This is a genomic window from Sphingopyxis witflariensis, assembly GCF_002205635.1.
Taxonomy (GTDB): Bacteria; Pseudomonadota; Alphaproteobacteria; order Sphingomonadales; family Sphingomonadaceae; genus Sphingopyxis; species Sphingopyxis witflariensis.
Genome location: NZ_NISJ01000005.1, coordinates 125,386 through 140,652, shown reverse-complemented (window position 1 = coordinate 140,652; position 15,267 = coordinate 125,386). Strand labels below are relative to the sequence as shown.

Annotated in this window: 17 protein-coding genes; 8 read left to right on the top strand and 9 right to left on the bottom strand. The window is 64.2% G+C overall.

Annotated elements, in window-relative coordinates; genetic code table 11:
- From CDQ91_RS11165 to CDQ91_RS11155, 3 genes are read left to right on the top strand one after another with little or no spacing between them, the layout of a single operon-like run.
- The gene (locus tag CDQ91_RS11165) at window positions 1-585 is read left to right on the top strand and encodes a DUF1285 domain-containing protein (RefSeq protein WP_088472810.1); all 585 of its coding nucleotides are present in this window, start codon (window positions 1-3) and stop codon (window positions 583-585) included.
- Complete coding sequence (locus CDQ91_RS11160) at window positions 585-1,175, top strand: CoA pyrophosphatase (protein WP_174688499.1); 591 nt, start codon at window positions 585-587, stop codon at window positions 1,173-1,175. The genes CDQ91_RS11165 and CDQ91_RS11160 overlap by 1 nt, the downstream gene beginning before the upstream one ends.
- Window positions 1,172-2,380, top strand: a complete 1,209-nt coding sequence (locus CDQ91_RS11155; RefSeq protein ID WP_237245948.1) for a CCA tRNA nucleotidyltransferase — start codon at window positions 1,172-1,174, stop codon at window positions 2,378-2,380. The genes CDQ91_RS11160 and CDQ91_RS11155 overlap by 4 nt, the downstream gene beginning before the upstream one ends.
- Here CDQ91_RS11155 and CDQ91_RS11150 read toward each other — a convergent pair.
- Window positions 2,353-4,032, bottom strand: a complete 1,680-nt coding sequence (locus tag CDQ91_RS11150) for a putative bifunctional diguanylate cyclase/phosphodiesterase (protein WP_237245947.1) — start codon at window positions 4,030-4,032, stop codon at window positions 2,353-2,355. The genes CDQ91_RS11155 and CDQ91_RS11150 overlap by 28 nt on opposite strands.
- An 88-nt stretch (window positions 4,033-4,120) precedes the next feature.
- Window positions 4,121-6,433, bottom strand: a complete 2,313-nt coding sequence (gene parC / locus CDQ91_RS11145; protein WP_088472947.1) for a DNA topoisomerase IV subunit A — start codon at window positions 6,431-6,433, stop codon at window positions 4,121-4,123.
- A gap of 229 nt (window positions 6,434-6,662) precedes the next feature.
- Between parC and CDQ91_RS11140 the strand changes: the two genes are divergently transcribed.
- A complete protein-coding gene (locus CDQ91_RS11140) occupies window positions 6,663-7,478 on the top strand; it encodes a ferredoxin--NADP reductase (protein WP_088472806.1) in 816 nt (271 codons plus the stop codon).
- Between the two features lie 111 nt (window positions 7,479-7,589).
- On the opposite strand, the gene CDQ91_RS11135 is transcribed toward CDQ91_RS11140, so the two are convergent.
- Entirely contained in the window at window positions 7,590-9,002 is a 1,413-nt protein-coding gene (locus tag CDQ91_RS11135; RefSeq protein WP_088472805.1) for a M20/M25/M40 family metallo-hydrolase, read from the bottom strand.
- Between the two features lie 125 nt (window positions 9,003-9,127).
- Between CDQ91_RS11135 and CDQ91_RS11130 the strand changes: the two genes are divergently transcribed.
- From CDQ91_RS11130 to CDQ91_RS11120, 3 genes are read left to right on the top strand one after another with little or no spacing between them, the layout of a single operon-like run.
- Window positions 9,128-9,754, top strand: coding sequence for a lysophospholipid acyltransferase family protein (locus tag CDQ91_RS11130; RefSeq protein WP_088472804.1), 627 nt, complete (start codon window positions 9,128-9,130; stop codon window positions 9,752-9,754).
- A gap of 2 nt (window positions 9,755-9,756) precedes the next feature.
- A complete protein-coding gene (locus CDQ91_RS11125; RefSeq protein ID WP_088472803.1) occupies window positions 9,757-10,158 on the top strand; it encodes a ribose-phosphate pyrophosphokinase in 402 nt (133 codons plus the stop codon).
- 42 nt (window positions 10,159-10,200) lie between these two features.
- Window positions 10,201-10,767, top strand: coding sequence for a Slp family lipoprotein (locus CDQ91_RS11120; protein WP_158213665.1), 567 nt, complete (start codon window positions 10,201-10,203; stop codon window positions 10,765-10,767).
- Between the two features lie 13 nt (window positions 10,768-10,780).
- On the opposite strand, the gene CDQ91_RS11115 is transcribed toward CDQ91_RS11120, so the two are convergent.
- Entirely contained in the window at window positions 10,781-11,710 is a 930-nt protein-coding gene (locus tag CDQ91_RS11115) for an isopenicillin N synthase family dioxygenase (RefSeq protein ID WP_088472946.1), read from the bottom strand.
- 126 nt (window positions 11,711-11,836) lie between these two features.
- On the opposite strand from CDQ91_RS11115, the gene CDQ91_RS11110 reads away from it, so the two are divergent.
- Window positions 11,837-12,262 carry an EVE domain-containing protein gene (locus tag CDQ91_RS11110; RefSeq protein ID WP_088472801.1) on the top strand — a complete coding sequence of 142 codons (426 nt, stop codon included), beginning with the start codon at window positions 11,837-11,839 and terminating at the stop codon, window positions 12,260-12,262.
- 116 nt (window positions 12,263-12,378) lie between these two features.
- Here CDQ91_RS11110 and CDQ91_RS11105 read toward each other — a convergent pair whose 3' ends face one another.
- From CDQ91_RS11105 to CDQ91_RS11085, 5 genes are all read right to left on the bottom strand, one after another.
- Window positions 12,379-12,702: a PilZ domain-containing protein gene (locus CDQ91_RS11105; RefSeq protein WP_158213664.1), complete on the bottom strand. Its 324-nt coding sequence runs from the start codon at window positions 12,700-12,702 to the stop codon at window positions 12,379-12,381.
- Between the two features lie 87 nt (window positions 12,703-12,789).
- A complete protein-coding gene (locus CDQ91_RS11100) occupies window positions 12,790-13,380 on the bottom strand; it encodes an SOS response-associated peptidase family protein (RefSeq protein WP_088472799.1) in 591 nt (196 codons plus the stop codon).
- A gap of 7 nt (window positions 13,381-13,387) precedes the next feature.
- Entirely contained in the window at window positions 13,388-13,789 is a 402-nt protein-coding gene (gene arfB, locus CDQ91_RS11095; protein WP_088472798.1) for an alternative ribosome rescue aminoacyl-tRNA hydrolase ArfB, read from the bottom strand.
- Entirely contained in the window at window positions 13,782-14,465 is a 684-nt protein-coding gene (locus CDQ91_RS11090) for an RluA family pseudouridine synthase (protein ID WP_088472797.1), read from the bottom strand. Before CDQ91_RS11090 ends, arfB begins: the two co-directional genes overlap by 8 nt.
- A 6-nt stretch (window positions 14,466-14,471) precedes the next feature.
- Window positions 14,472-15,260 carry a DODA-type extradiol aromatic ring-opening family dioxygenase gene (locus tag CDQ91_RS11085; protein WP_237245946.1) on the bottom strand — a complete coding sequence of 263 codons (789 nt, stop codon included), beginning with the start codon at window positions 15,258-15,260 and terminating at the stop codon, window positions 14,472-14,474.
- Window positions 15,261-15,267 lie beyond the last annotated feature (7 nt).

The window sequence follows — 15,267 nt, the reverse complement described above, 5'->3', positions numbered from 1 at the left end:
ATGGTCAGCCCCGCCCCATCGCTCCCAAAAGATTTTTCGCAACTGTCGCTCGCCGAGGCCGCCGAATTGCTTGCGGCCCGCAAGTTGCCGCCGGTCGATGCGTGGCATCCCGAACGTGACGGAGACAGCGCCATGGAGATTCGCGCCGACGGCAGCTGGTATCATGAGGGCGGCCGCATCAACCGCCCGGCGATGGTCAAACTCTTCTCGACGATATTGCGCCGCGAACCCGACGGCGGCCATGTCCTCGTCACGCCCGCGGAAAGGCTGCGCATTGCGGTCGAGGATACCGCTTTTCGTGCGGTCGAGATGAAGAGCGAGGGCGAAGGCGCCGCACGCCAGCTGGTCTTCCGCCTCGACACCGACGATCTGGTCATCGCGGGCGCCGGTCATCCGCTGAGCTTCGGCGGCGATCCCGACCATCCCGACCCGCGCCTCCATGTGCGCGGCGCGATCGGCAACGGGCTGGAGGCGCGGATCGATCGCGCGCTCTATTATGAGATTGTCGATCTCGCGCTCGCCGAGGGGCGCGATCCGCCCGTCATCTGGTCGAACGGCACCTGCTTTCCGCTGGTGGACATCTGATGCTGTCGGAAAAATTGCGCGCCGCGCTGGGCAATCTGCTCCCGGATGTCGGCGAGGATGAGGCTTATCTGTCCGATGGCGTCAGCGCGCTGCGCGATGCGGCGGTGTTGATCGCCTTCACCGATCGCCCCGAGCCTGGCGTCATCCTGACCCAGCGCCCGCAATGGCTGCGCAGCCATGCGGGACAGGTCGCCTTTCCCGGCGGCAAGATTGACCCCGGCGACCGGGACGCCGTCGATGCGGCGCTGCGCGAGGCCGAAGAGGAGATAGGGCTGAACCGCCGCGACGTGATGATCGCGGGCGCGACCGAACCCTATCGTTCTGGCAGCGGCTATCACATCACCCCGGTATTGGGGGTCATTCCGCCCGACCTGCCGCTCGATCCCAACCCCGACGAGGTCGAAGACTGGTTCGAGGTGCCGCTCGACGTTCTCTTCGATCCCGGAAATTATGTGCAGCAACATGCCCATTTTCAGGGCCATGACCGGCATTATTACGACATGGAATGGCAGGGGCGACGGATTTGGGGCGTGACGGCGGGAATCATCATCAATCTGGCGCGGCGGATGCCGGCGGGTTGGCACCGGTGACGGTACTTCCGAACGCCGAATGGCGCACCCGTCCGGGGCTGCGCCGGATCGTTGCCGCGCTCTCCGCTGATGGTGATACGGTGAAGATCGTCGGCGGCGCGGTGCGCGACACGCTACTCGGCCTTGCTGTGAGCGACATCGATATGGCGACCCCGCTGCTCCCCGATGAGGTGATGCGGCGGCTGACTGCGGCCGACATAAAGGTCATCCCGACCGGCATCGCACATGGCACCGTCACCGCGATCGCCAGCGGCGACCATCATGAAATCACGACGCTGCGCCGCGACGTCGAAACCGACGGACGGCGCGCGACGGTCGCCTTCGCCGATGATTGGCGTGAGGATGCGGCGCGGCGCGACTTCACGATCAACGCGCTTTATGCGGACCCTGAAACAGGCGCGGTCGATGATTGGTTCGGCGGCCTCGCCGACCTTGCTGCCGGACGCGTCGCCTTTATCGGTGATGCTGCAACGCGGATCGCCGAGGATCATCTGCGTATCCTGCGCTTCTATCGTTTCGCTGCGCGCTTCGGACGCGGTGAGCTCGATGCGGTCAGCCATGACGCGGTGATCGCGGCCCGCCAGTCGCTAAAAAGCCTGTCGCGCGAACGCATCGCGGATGAGCTGCTCAAAATTTTGGCGCTGCCCGATCCGCGCGCGATCGTTGGTCAGATGGCGACTGATGGCATTTTCGAGGTGCTGTTGCCCGAACTGGACGCGGATTTCGCCGCCGTCTTCGACCGGCTGCTCGCGAATGAAACCGAAACCGCAGTGGAGCCCGCATCGCTGCGTCGCCTGTCGGCGCTGCTTCCCGCCGATCCGGCCATCGCCGAACAGGTGGCGAGCCGGTTGCGGCTTTCGACGCGGCAGAAAAAGCATCTGGCTGCCATCGCCCGGCATCGCAGCGATATCGTGCGCCCGGCGCGGCAACTTGCCCATGCGATCGGGACCGATGGCGCGCGCGATATTCGCCTGCTTTCCGGCGATCGGGCGTCGGCGCGGGCTGCCGTTGACGCGCTCGACGGGTGGGAGGTGCCGGCGCTGCCGCTGAAGGGCGGCGACATCGTCGCGCGCGGCGTGACGGTCGGGCCCGATGTTGCGCGCATCCTGAAGGCGGTCGAGGCGGCGTGGGTGGCGGAGGACTTCCCCGGTGCTGCGCGCGCGGCAGAGCTTGCCGATCAGATGATCGGCCGCACCAGCGACTGACGCCAATATTGAAGCGCGGCGGCGCTATCCATCGGCCGCGCGAACAGGAAACCCTGACCGAAATCGCATCCGAGCGCAGATAGCAGCCGTGCCTGATCGGCGGTCTCGACACCCTCGGCGGTCGTCTTCATCCCCAGCACTTCGGCGAGACTCTGGATCGTGCGGACAATGGCGACCTTGTCACGGTCCTCGACCATATGTTCGACGAAGCTGCGGTCGATCTTGAGCACGTCGAGCGGCAGGCGCTGCAAATAGGCGAGGTTCGAATAGCCGGTGCCGAAATCGTCCATCGCGACGCGGGTATCGAGCGTCTTCAACTCGCTGAGCACCGACATGGCCAGGTCGGGGTCACCGATGATTGCGCTTTCCGTCAGTTCGATCATCAGCCGCTCGCCGCCGATACCATTGTCGGCGAGCGCATTGCGCACCACCGCGGCGATATCGTCGCGAATGAGCTGGATGGCCGAGACATTGACCGAAAAATAGCAATCGACCGGCTCTCCGCCATTCTGGCGGTCCCAGTCGGCGATTACTGACGCCGCCTTGGCGATTGCCCATTGGCCGAGCGGGACGATCAGGCCCGAATCCTCGGCGATCGGGATGAACTCGGTGGGAGAGACGGCGTGGCCGTCATCATGGTCCCAGCGGGCGAGCGCCTCGAAGCCGGCGACGCGGCCCGATGCCAGCTCGATCAGCGGCTGAAAGGCCAGACGGAGCCGATCTTCTTCGATCGCGTTGCGCAGCGCGGTTTCAAGCCCGAAGCGATTGTCCGAAAGGATCGCGGCCTCGGGTTCGTAAATTTCGATCCGGTCGGTCTGCTTCGCGCGTTTGAGCGCGATCTGCGCATGACGAATCTGGTCTCCGATAGCGGTGTCAATTGCGGGCTGAATCGCACAGCCAAGCGCGCAATCGACGCTGACTTTCAATTCGCCAATGCGAAAGGGGTGATCGAAGCATCCGCGGATGCGCCGCGCCATTTCGCGGACATCGGCTCTTCCGCCCGCAACGCGTGATGAAATCGCAAATTCGTCGCCGCCCGTGCGCGCCAATATGTCGCCGCTGCGCAGGCTCGATTTCAGCCGCCGTGCAACGGTGATGATCAGCTCGTCGCCCGCCATGGGGCCGATATGTTCGTTGATGCGGCTGAACCGCGCGAGGTCGAGCAGCAGGATTGCATGATCGGCGGGGCCATCGCCCGGCGCGCGATGTTCGACCAGTTCGGCGAATCCGGCGCGATTGGGCAGGCCGGTCAGGCTGTCCGACACGAGTTCGCGGCGCAGGTTGCGCTCGGTCATCATTTCCTGGGTGCGGTCGATCAGGGTCAGCAGGAACAGTCCGTCGTCGCCGGTTTCGGTCGGCAACGGTCCGATCGACCCGCGCAGGTCGCGCGCCGCGACGCCTTCGCCGAGCTGGCAGGAGAATTCCTGGGAAAGGTCGGGATATTGTTCCGCGCGTTCGATTGCGCGCAGCAATTCGATCGGAGCGTCGGCCCCGGCGGGCGACAGCTTCAATCGGTCGAATGCGGTGTTGCTGGCATGAAGACGAAAATTGCCGCGGGTCAGCGGACGGATGAGCGCCGCCGGAACCGGCAGAGCGTCGATCCAGCCGACAAACAGCAAGGGCCGGTCTTCACCGGTTCTATCAATAGGCATAATAGCGGGTGTTGCGCGACCTTTCCCCATTGGCAAGAGCCTATGCCGCTCAAGTAAACAAGCTATTTACGGCTACATGAAAATAGGATCAGCCGAAGCGGTTGTTGCGTGGGAAGCCGGTGGGGGGCATTCGGCCCGCAGCACCGCGCGCGACACGCCACGGCATCAGGTCGGTTTCGGTGCGTGTGCGGCCGGTGTCGCCGCCCATCGCCCAGCTCAATCCCTCGGCAAAGGCAAAGCTGATCGCGTCGGACAAGCCGCCGTCGCGATAGCGTTGCAGCATCACGCCCTGGCCGCGCGCCATCACCGGCACCTCGGCGATCGGGAAAACGACGAGCTTGCGATTCTCACCGACCACCGCGACGCTGTCGTCGGTTGTCGCGATCGGACGCACGATCGCCAATTGCGCCTTGGGCTTCAGATTGACGACGTTGCGGCCCTTGCGCGTCTCGGCGATGACTTCGCTCATCTGGACGACGAAGCCATGCCCGCTGGTCGAGGCAAGCAACAGGCGGCCGTCGGCGCTCGCCGGGGTCATCGCGACGATTCGCGCCTCGGGGTCGATATCGACCATCAGGCGCAGCGGCTCGCCAAAGCCGCGTCCACCGGGCAGCTTGTCGCAGCCGATGGTGAAGAAGCGGCCGTCGTTCGCCGCGATGAGCAATTTTTCGGTGGTCTGGGCGTGCGCCGCGAACAGCAGTTCATCGCCTTCCTTGAATTTGAACTCGGCCCACTGATCGGGGGTAACATGGCCGCGCTGGGCGCGAATCCAGCCGCGCTTCGACAGGATCACCGTCACCGGTTCCTTCTCGATCATCGCGTCGAGCGGAATATCGCGCGCCGGTGCGGCTTCGGAAATCGTCGTGCGGCGGGCGCCGAGCAGCGTCTCGAGGCCATAGACGGTGCGCAGTTTTTCGAGGTCCTTGCGCAGCCGCGTGCGCTGCCGTGTCGGGCTCTCGACGAGCTTCGCCAGCTCTTCGCGTTCGGCGGCCAGCGCAGCCTGTTCGCGCTTCAGCTCCATTTCCTCGAGCTTGCGCAAACTGCGCAGGCGCATGTTCAATATCGCTTCGGCCTGACGGTCGGTCAGGATGAATTCGGCGATCATCACCGGCTTGGGTTCGTCCTCGGTGCGGATGATCTCGATGATCCGGTCGAGGTTCAGAAATGCGATGATGTAACCCGCGACCAGTTCCAGCCGGTCGTCGATCTTGGCGATGCGATGCTCGGCGCGGCGGACGAGGACGATGATCTGGTGCTGCAGCCATTCGGTGAGCAGCTGATGCAGCCCCATCACCTTGGGCGTGCGCGTCGCGTCGAGGACGTTGAGGTTGAGCGCGAAGCGGCTTTCGAGGTCGGTCAGCCGATAGAGGCTTTCCTTCAAAATATCGGGGTCGACGTTGCGGCTCTTGGGCACGATCACGATGCGCAGATCCTCGGCGCTCTCGTCGCGAACATCCTCGAGGATCGGCAGTTTCTTGTCGGCGATCAGCTGGGCAATCTGTTCGATCAGCTTGCCCTTGGCGACGCCATAGGGAATTTCGCTGATGACGATCTGCCAGGTGCCGCCCGCCTGTTTCTCGATGCCGCTGTCTTCCCAGACGCCATCCTGTTTGCCGGTTGAAAAACGTGCGCGGACACGAAAGCCGCCGCGCCCGGTCTGATAGGCGTGGGCGATCGTTTCGGGACTGTCGACGACGATTCCGCCGGTCGGGAAATCGGGGCCTTTGACATGCTCAAGCAGTTCGGGAAGCTCGGCATCGGGCTTTTCGATCAGCAGCAGCGCGGCGCCGATCACCTCGGCGGCATTATGCGGCGGAATGTTCGTCGCCATGCCCACCGCGATCCCGCTCGCACCATTGGCGAGCAGGTTGGGGAACAGGCCCGGCATGATTTCGGGCTCTTCATCCTCGCCATTATAGGTCGGACGGAAATCGACCGTGCCCTCGTCGAGCCCCTGCATCAGGTCAACGGCGACGCGCGTCAGCCGCGCTTCGGTGTAGCGATAGGCGGCGGCATTATCGCCGTCGATATTGCCGAAATTGCCCTGGCCGTCGACGAGCGGGTAGCGGAGCGAGAAATCCTGCGCGAGGCGGACCATCGCGTCATAGACTGCGGTGTCGCCGTGCGGATGGAATTTACCGATGACGTCGCCGACGACGCGTGCCGATTTCTTGTAGCCCTGGCTCGGATCGAGTCGCATTGCGCGCATCGCCCACAAAAGGCGGCGGTGGACGGGCTTCAACCCGTCGCGCAAATCGGGCAGCGAACGCGCGGTGATCGTCGACAGTGCATAGACGAGATAGCGTTCGGACAGCGCGCTGCCGAACGGCGTGTCGACCATGCCGGGGACTGGGCCAGAATCGGGAGCGCTATTGTCGGGATCGTCGGTCGTGTTCGCCATGGTCGCCGCGCGATAGCAAGGCTGGAGCGCCAAGGCAAAGGGGCTGTTGCGATTGGCGCCTGTGCGCCCGCGCTGAAACTAGGCGATGCCCAAGAATAAGTTTATTGCAAATGATTTGCAATAAGAGATAAAGGCGTCGCGATTCGATATGGGCCGCCCTGTCCTTGCGACATTCGGCGTGATTCGATCTGTCCGCCGACACCATGCAACATGAAGAAAGCTGAAATAGATGAGCGACCGTATCGCTGCCGCAGCCAAATTGGCTCCCTCCGCGTCGTTGACCGTCGAGGAAGTGCGCTCGGTGCGCCATTGGAACGAACATTTGTTCAGTTTCACGATCACCCGGCCGCCGTCCTTCCGTTTCCGCTCGGGCGAATTTGTCATGATCGGCCTGCCGGGCGAGGGGCGCCCGCTGCTTCGCGCCTATTCGATCGCCAGCCCCGCCTATTCCGACGAGCTGGAATTTCTGTCGATCAAAGTGCCCGATGGCCCGCTGACCTCGCGGCTTCAGAAAATCCAGCCCGGCGATCCGGTCTATCTCGGTCGCAAGCCGACCGGCACATTGGTCGCCGACGCGCTGCTGCCGGGCAAGCGGTTGTTCCTGCTGTCGACCGGCACCGGCCTCGCGCCCTTCCTCAGCCTGGTGCGCGATCCCGATATTTATGACCGCTTCAGCCAGATCCAGCTCGTCCATTGCGTGCGGCAGGTCAGCGATCTTGCCTTCCGCGACGAACTGGAAAGCCAGCTTGCCGGCGATCCGCTGGTCCAGGATCAGGCGCTGCTGCAATTCCATTACCTGCCGACGGTGACGCGCCAGCCCTTCCGCACATCGGGCCGCATCGATGCGCTGATCGAAAATGGCTCACTGTTCGGTCACCCGCTGACGGGGCCGACGCAGTTCGACCCCACCATGGACCGCATCATGATGTGCGGCAGCATGGCCATGATCCGCGACCTCGAGGCGCGCTTCGAGGCATTGGGCTTCAAGGAAGGCTCCAACGCCGCGCCGGGTGACTTCGTCATCGAGCGGGCCTTTGTGGGGTAATAAACCTCGTCATTGCGAGGAGCCGGAGGCGACGCGGCAATCCCCAGTGGGCAACCTTGCGCACGGCTGAGGGCTGGAGATTGCTTCGCTTCGCTCGCAATGACGATGGAGTCAGGGCTTGTCGGCGTAAGCCTTCACCAGGTCGAACATATAGTCGCGCCCGACATAGACCGAACGCACTTCCATGCGTTCGTTGAGGCCGTGCGCGCCATTGCCGTCCGAATCGCCCCACATGCCGGGGATGCCATAGGTCGGGATGCCCACCGCGCCGAGGAAGGTCGCGTCGGTATAGCCATTGGCCATCGACGGGATGACCTTCAGCCCCGGCCAATATGTGTCGACCAGCTTCTGCATCGGCCCGATGATTTTCGGATCGAGCGGCGGCGCGGGCGGGGCGGGGCGCTTTGGTGGCAACTGCGTGATGGTGACCCCGGTATCGTCGATGACCTTGGCGAGCTCGTCCTTGATCGATTCGATGCTGTGGCCGGGAAAGATGCGGCAGTTGATATTGGCGCCGGCGCGCTGCGGCAGCGCGTTGGCGGCGTGGCCGCCGTCGAGCAAGGTCGCCACGCAGGTCGTCCGCAAATTGCTGTGTAGGAACGGGTCCTTGTTGACGACCGCCTCTGCGTCCTTGTCGGCCAGATTCTTCGACAAGGCGATCATCGCCTTGCCTGTCGCGTCGCCGCGCGCCGCGCCGGCTTCGGCAAAGAAGCGCCGCGTCGTGTCGGTCATCTCGACCGGAAAATCATATTCACCGACTTTGGTGAGCGCGCGTGACAGCTGATAGATTGCATTGGCGGGGACCGGCGCCGAGCTGTGGCCGCCCGGATTGCGGGTTTCGAGGCGGAAATTGGCGAAGGTCTTTTCACCGACCTGCACCGACTGGCCGATGACATGGCCCTTGCCGTCGCTGTCGCCGCCGCCGCCTTCGTTGAGCGCGAATTCGGCGTCGATCAAATCGCGCTTGTTCGCGGCGAGCCATTCGACCCCGTTGAACGCGCCATTGGTCTCCTCGCCGCAGGTCAACGCGATCTTGACCGTGCGCTTGGGCTTATAGCCCTCCTTGTGAAACCGGATCAGCGTGTCGACCCACACCGCCGCCTGCGCCTTGTCATCGGCGGTGCCGCGGCCATAGAAATAGCCATTTTCCTCGACCATCTTGAACGGGTCGCGTTCCCAATCCTCGCGCTTCGCCTCGACGACGTCGATATGCGCGACGAGCAGGATCGGTTTCGCGGACTTTGATGTGCCGGGATAGACGGCGACGAGACCGCCCTCCTTCGGGTTCTCGGGGGTGGCGAACAGGGTGAGCTGACTGTCGGGCAAGCCCGCCGCCTTCAACCGCGCCGCCATGCGTTCGGCCGCCAGTGTGCAACTGCCCGACGACAGCGTTGTGTTAGTTTCGACGAGTTCGCGGTAAAGATCGCGAAAGGCCAGCTGATCGGGGCGCGGTTGCGTCTCGGCCGCGATCGCAGGAACCGCCAGCAGCATCGTTGACGTCAGCAGCGCGGACAATTTTTTCATCACGAAAGCCTCCCCATTTTCAAAGCGAAAGGAGCAGAAAGCACTCCGCGCCGCAAGCGGTGATCGCCGCCCCTTGCGAACCGGCGTAGTTTCGCGCAATCGGCAGGTCTGGAAGGGGAGATTTTGTGGCGCGTGTCGACGATGATCCGCCGGGGCCGGTTGCGCGGGCGGTGCGCGGGCTCCTGCTTTTGATGTACCGCCTGCGCGGCTGGAAAGTCGTGGGGGTTGTGCCCGAACCGCGGCGCTTCATCATCATCGCGGCGCCGCACACCAGCAATTGGGACTTCGTCAACTTCCTTGGCCTGACCGCCGATCTTGGTATTCGCGCGCATTTCATGGGCAAGCTGTCGCTGTTCAAATGGCCGCTCGCGCGCTTTATGAAACAGATGGGCGGCGTTCCGGTCGACCAGCGCGGCGGCGGCAATATGGTGCAGCAGATGGTCGATGAATTTGCGCGCCGCAGCGAATTCATGCTGACCGTCGCGCCCGAGGGGACGCGCGGCAAGGCACAGAAATGGCGCACCGGCTTCTATCAGATTGCAATGGCGGCAAAGGTGCCGATCGTTGTCGGCTTCATGGATTATGGCAAGAAGACCGGCGGGTTGGGCCATATGATCTGGCCGACCGGCGACTTTCGCGCCGACATGATGAAGGTGTTCGACGTCTATAAAAATTGCACGGCCAAATATCCCGAACGCACGGCGCGTTCGATCGACGATATCGTCGGCAGCGACGAAGGGCGGGAAGCCTAGCGATGCCGCGCGACGAGGGCATGGGCGATGCGCCGGTCCCGGCGGACGTCAGCGCCCTCGGCGACGCACCGCGCATCCGTGCGATATTGATCGAGGCGGCGCGCGAGGGGCGCAGCGTCAGCTACTCCGAACTGCTCGGCGACCTGGGTTTCCGTTTCACCCGGCCCAAGATGCGCGCGGTGTGCAAGACGCTGGGCGAGGTCGACCGCCTCTGCGCGATGGACGGCGAGCCTGACCTTGCGGTGCTCGTGGTGCGCGAGAGCGACCGCCTGCCGGGGCAGGGCTGGTGGGTTGGCGGCACCGCGTTGCTGCTCGGCTATGACGGCCCGTGGGAGGGCGCGGCGGCGGCGCGGTTTATCAGGGAGCAGCAACAATTGGCTTATGATTATTGGGATGGGCGGTAGCGTGAAATGACAAACGGTCTGATCCAGCCGATCCGCCGAAAGATGATCGGTGCGCTTTGCTGCGGCCCGGTTCTGCTCGCTTGCGCCCAGCCCATGGCCGCGTCTGAGCAGAAGGGAAGCCAAACGGCGGTCGAAGATCCCACGCCGGCGCCCACTCCGGCGCAGGAAATCGAGATGCTGCAAAGGATCGCGGTCGTCCCGCTAACGCCTGATCAGGCGGTCGGCGAACGGCATATTGGCAAGCGCGTTCGCTGGGCTGGCAGCGTGCATCATATGTCGCGATCGGACAATGGGGCGTGCTTGACGATCCTGTATGCCCTGAGCGGCGATTATGGCGAGCCGCGCTGGACACTCGACCCGACCTATCAAAGCTTCGAAGCCTGTGCGACTGGTTCCTACGACCCGGAGCTTGTCCACGATTCCACCAATGTCACGATCGTTGGCACAGTTTCCGGCGAGACATATATCGGCATGGGCGGAGGCGGCAGTGTCGGGCCTGTCATCAAGATCGAAAAGCTGTTTCGCTGGTCCGATTGCCTTGCCGGGGATAGCAGCCCGGTCTGCAAATACGGGTTTCTGACTCCGGAAGCGTCTGCCGACGTTCAATAGCGGCTCTAGCCGCTTACTTTATCAGCCCGATCTCGCGCAGCCGCTGCTGCAGATATTCATCCGCCGTAATCGGCGCCGGATACAGATTCGGGTGCGCCGCATCGATACAGCTTTCGAGCGTCTCGATCGGATAATCCGAGCGGAAGTGAAGGAAGAAAGGCATCGAGTAACGCGCGACGCTCGCTCGCCCCGCGTCGGGGTTGCGAACCCGGTGGGTGGTCGAGGGCAGCTTGTTGTTGGTCAGTCGTTGCAGCATGTCGCCGACATTGACCGCCATCGCGCCCGCGGGGGGGCTGACCGGCAGCCAGCTGCCATCCTTGTCGAGAATTTCGAGCCCCGCCTCTTCGGCGCCGAGCAGCAGGGTGATCGTATTGATATCCTCATGCGCCTCGGCGCGGATGCCCTTGGCGGGGGCTTCGACGGGCGGATAGTGGAGCAGACGCATCACGCTGTTGCCGTCGGCGATCGTGTCGTCGAAGAAATCGGGGGCGAGGCCGAGATAGGTTGCGATGCCCGACAGCAAACGCCCGCCGACGCGGTCGAATTCGGCGAAGAGCTTGTCATAGGCGGTACGGAACCCTTCGACCTCGGCGGGCCAGACATTGTTCGGCTGTTGCGCGGCGAGGCGGTGTCCGGCGGGCAGGTCGCGGCCGACGTGCCAGAATTCCTTGAGGTCGACTTCCTTTGCGCCCTTGGCGATTTCGGTGCCGAACGGGGTGTAGCCGCGCGCGCCGCCGCCGCCGGGGATATGATAGGCGCGCTTCTGATCTTCGGGCAGGGCGAAAAAGGCTTTCGCCTTGTCCCACGCCTCGTCGATCAGCGCGGGGTCGATGCCATGGTCGGTGATCATCGCGAAGCCGAAGCGTTCAAAGGAGGCGCCAAAATCGCGCGCGAAGCGGTCGGCAGGAAGCGACATCGAAATGGTCGGAACGGCGGCGGTCATTATGTCATCCATTTTTGCAGCGGGCGCGCAGCCCGCGAGTCCATGGCCCTGCATTTAGGACGGTCGGCGATGCAGGGAAAGGGGCGCCGCTCTTTTCAAACCGGGCGCAGACGGTAAGAGGGGCGCATGAGCAAAAACTACTGGCTGATGAAATCCGAACCCGACGCCTATCCGTGGGAGCAACTGGTGCGCGAGGGCACCGGCATGTGGGACGGCGTGCGCAACCACAGCGCCAAGCTCAACATGATGGCGATGAAGGTCGGCGACGAGGCGCTGTTTTATCACAGCAATATCGGCAAGGAATGTGTGGGGATCATGAAGATCGTCGAGGAACATTTCCCCGATCCGACCGCCGATGCAGGATCGCCCTGGGTCGTCGTGCGCGTCGCGCCCGTCCGCGCGCTCGAAAATCCGGTGACACTCGCCGCGATCAAGGCCGATCCGAAGCTCGCCGACATGGACCTCATCCGCCTGTCGCGCCTGTCGGTCGGGCGCGTGCGCCCCGACGAGTGGGATCATATCCTCAAGAAATCGCAAACGCCGGGGGGCTGACCGCCCCTTTCGTCCTTGCGAGGAGCGCAGCGACGAAGCAATCTCCAGCCATCGCCTCAACATGGCCGAGAGCTGGGGATTGCGTCGCTTCGCTCGCAATGACGGAGCTTTAGGGTCTAGCGCAGCTTGACCTGCAGATGCTTCGCCACCGACGGGTGGAGCGGATAGATGAACTCGCAGCCATATGCATTGCCGTCGGCGCGGCGGACGATGGCTTCCAGGGACTGGAGGCCGGGCAGGGTCACCCAAATATGCTTGCCGATCTGCGGCCGGGCAAAGGTGACCATGCGAAAGCCGGAGAAGGACAGGTCGAACAGCTCGACGTCGAACGGGTTGAAGCCAGCCTCGCGAAAACGCGCGCGCGCGGTCACCGGCGCACGCTCGGCGCGGCGTGTGCTCGCCGGTTCTTCCTTGACGTTGGCGGTGCGATTCCCCGGCACGGTCCCTCTTCCCAGTGGTCATCGAGATTCGCGCGAATTTAGGGGATCGTTGGTTATACCAAAGTGAAGAAATTTGATGAATTTTTGCTATACAGGCGGAGTGTCGCCGACCGCCATCAACTGGCTGGGATAGGGGGCGGCCAGCCGCACCGCGTCGCGCCACTCGCCGGACAGCCAGCAGGCATAGTCCTCCGGGTGCAGGATCACCGGCATCGCGCTCGGGTTATGATGTTCGACCAGCCGGTTGGCATCGGTAGTCAATATGGCAAAGCACGGCCAATCCTCGCCTTGGCGCAGGACGCCGGCAAAGGCGAAAACCGGCTGCGACGGCACCGAAAACCAGCGCTGCTTCTTCGCTCCCGCCTGCCCCGACCATAGCGCAAAGGCTGTCGCGGGCACCAAGCAGCGCAGTTCGGCGTGGCGCAGCGTGCCGATCCAGAAGGGGCTTTCGAGGTTGCGGACGGAGGTCACCGGCCGGTCGCCCTGCGGCGGAGGCGGGACGCCCCATAGTTTCGGGCGCAGATAGCGGCGCGATCCGCTGCGCCCGTCGCTGACGATGATCGGGGCGGGCCGGGCGGGGGCGACATAATCGCCGGTCCAGGGGTCGCCACCGGCTTCGGCGCCGAACGTCGCGGCAATCCGACTGGCCGGTGCGTCAAGGCGGTAGAGGTTGGTCATCGCCGCGCTAGTCGGTTCCGCGCACCCGTCCGCGTCCGGCCTTCACGCTGCTGCGCGCTTTCTTGCTGTCGACGCGGCGCGCCTTTGCGGCCTTGCTCGGCTTGGTCTTGATCCGTCGTTCGGGGCGGACCAGCGCGGCATCGATCAGGTCGGACAGGCGTTCGCGTGCGTCGGCGCGGTTCGCCTCCTGGGTGCGATAGCGGCGCGCGAGGATGATCAGCTCGCCCTCGGTCGTCATCCGGCTGCCCGCGAGGGTCTTCAGCCGACGATAAGCCTCCGGGTCGAGCCCCAAGGCATAGACGTTGACGCGCAGCTGGCACGCGGTCGCGACCTTGTTGACATTCTGGCCGCCGGGTCCCGTCCCGGCGAGAAATTTTTCGCTGATCGCGCTTTCGGGAATCTCAGCCACGGGTCGGCGCGGCGCCTTCGGGTGCGGTGAAGCCCAGCGCGATGAAGCTGTCGGGGAAGGGCGCCTCGGCGACAATCGACGGCTTGGCGTCACGTTTGACCACCAGCCGTTCGGCGTGGAGCAGCGTGCGGGTTTTGGTGCCACCGCGCCCGTAAACGGGATCGCCGACGAGCGGAAAGCCAAGGCCTTCGAGCGCGTGGACGCGCAGCTGATGGGTGCGGCCGGTTTCGGGGCGGAAGCGCAGCAGGCTGCGGCCGTCGACGACCGCCAGCTTTTCCCAATGCGACACCGAGGGCTTGCCCTTCGGGTCGCCGACCATGCGCCAGCCCTCTTCGGCGGTCGATATTTTGGAGAGCGGCAGCTCGATCGTGCCGCTATCGCCTTCGACCACGCCGTCGACGATCGCGAGATATTGCTTCTCGACCTCACGGGCTTCGAATGCGCGGGTAAAGCGGCCGTGCGCCTTGGGGTTGCGTGCGAGAAGCAGGCAGCCCGAAGTGTCGCGGTCGAGCCGGTGGACCGCGAGCGGCCACCGCTTGAAGCCGAACTTCAGCAAATCGAGATGATTTTCGAGGCTGATGCTGCCGTCGCGCGGGGCGTCGACGGGCAGGCCAGCGGGTTTGTCGATAACGAGGGCCTCGCCATCGAGGAACAGGACACGGTCTGAAAGGAGCATGGCGCGCTATAGGCGCGCTGTCTCCCCACCGAAAGCGTAAACGTCCATCGCGAGCAGGCCATAGGTTATGCTGGCGTGAAGGCGCTCGGACTCGAATGGAAGTCCGCCCGTGCCCGCCCCGGCACCCATGGCGACGAACAGCGGCAATATATGCTCCATCGTCGGGTGATTGTCGTGCCCGTGCGGCGCGCGTTCGACCGCGTGGAGGACATCGTCGATCACGCCCTCCGCCATGCGTTCGGCGACCCAGTCGGTGAATGTCGTCACCCATTCGGGCGCAGGTGCGTCGATCGGCAGCCGCGCCGCGAACAGCGCGCGCAAATTATGGGTGATGCTGCCCGATCCGATCACCAGCACGCCCTCGTCGCGGAGCGGCGCTAGTGCCTGTCCCTGCGCATAATGCCATTCGGGCGAGGCGTTGGAGGCGATTGAAAGCTGAACGACGGGGACATCGGCTTGTGGGTAGATGAGCGACAGCGGCACCCAAGCGCCATGGTCGAGCCCGCGATGTGGATCGGCGGTGACCGGAAGGCCATGCGCGCCGAGCAGGTCGACGACGCGTTCGGCAAGCGCCGGATCGCCCGGCGCTGGATAGCGCATCGCGAACAGTTCGTCGGGAAAGCCGCCGAAGTCATGGATCGTCGGCGGGGTGGGGGAGGCGGTGACGGTTGCCCGTCCGCCGTCATACGCCGCGTCGTGATGCGCCGAAACCATAAGGATCGCGCTGGGACGCGGTAGTTGGGCACCCAGCCCGGCGAGGAAATCCCGCGCCGGGCTGGGCTCGAGCGCCATCATAGGCGAG

Bases quoted from the DNA above. Each gene is read 5' to 3' on its own strand.
- CDQ91_RS11150 (WP_237245947.1), bottom strand. From the start codon at position 4,032: ATGCCTATTGATAGAACCGGTGAAGACCGGCCCTTGCTGTTTGTCGGC.
- CDQ91_RS11160 (WP_174688499.1), top strand. From the start codon at position 585: ATGCTGTCGGAAAAATTGCGCGCCGCGCTGGGCAATCTGCTCCCGGAT.
- CDQ91_RS11100 (WP_088472799.1), bottom strand. From the start codon at position 13,380: ATGACCAACCTCTACCGCCTTGACGCACCGGCCAGTCGGATTGCCGCG.
- CDQ91_RS11085 (WP_237245946.1), bottom strand. From the start codon at position 15,260: ATGATGGCGCTCGAGCCCAGCCCGGCGCGGGATTTCCTCGCCGGGCTG.
- parC (WP_088472947.1), bottom strand. From the start codon at position 6,433: ATGGCGAACACGACCGACGATCCCGACAATAGCGCTCCCGATTCTGGC.
- CDQ91_RS11110 (WP_088472801.1), top strand. From the start codon at position 11,837: ATGAGCAAAAACTACTGGCTGATGAAATCCGAACCCGACGCCTATCCG.
- CDQ91_RS11140 (WP_088472806.1), top strand. From the start codon at position 6,663: ATGAGCGACCGTATCGCTGCCGCAGCCAAATTGGCTCCCTCCGCGTCG.
- CDQ91_RS11115 (WP_088472946.1), bottom strand. From the start codon at position 11,710: ATGACCGCCGCCGTTCCGACCATTTCGATGTCGCTTCCTGCCGACCGC.
- CDQ91_RS11135 (WP_088472805.1), bottom strand. From the start codon at position 9,002: ATGAAAAAATTGTCCGCGCTGCTGACGTCAACGATGCTGCTGGCGGTT.
- CDQ91_RS11125 (WP_088472803.1), top strand. From the start codon at position 9,757: ATGCCGCGCGACGAGGGCATGGGCGATGCGCCGGTCCCGGCGGACGTC.
- CDQ91_RS11090 (WP_088472797.1), bottom strand. From the start codon at position 14,465: ATGCTCCTTTCAGACCGTGTCCTGTTCCTCGATGGCGAGGCCCTCGTT.
- CDQ91_RS11120 (WP_158213665.1), top strand. From the start codon at position 10,201: ATGATCGGTGCGCTTTGCTGCGGCCCGGTTCTGCTCGCTTGCGCCCAG.
- CDQ91_RS11165 (WP_088472810.1), top strand. From the start codon at position 1: ATGGTCAGCCCCGCCCCATCGCTCCCAAAAGATTTTTCGCAACTGTCG.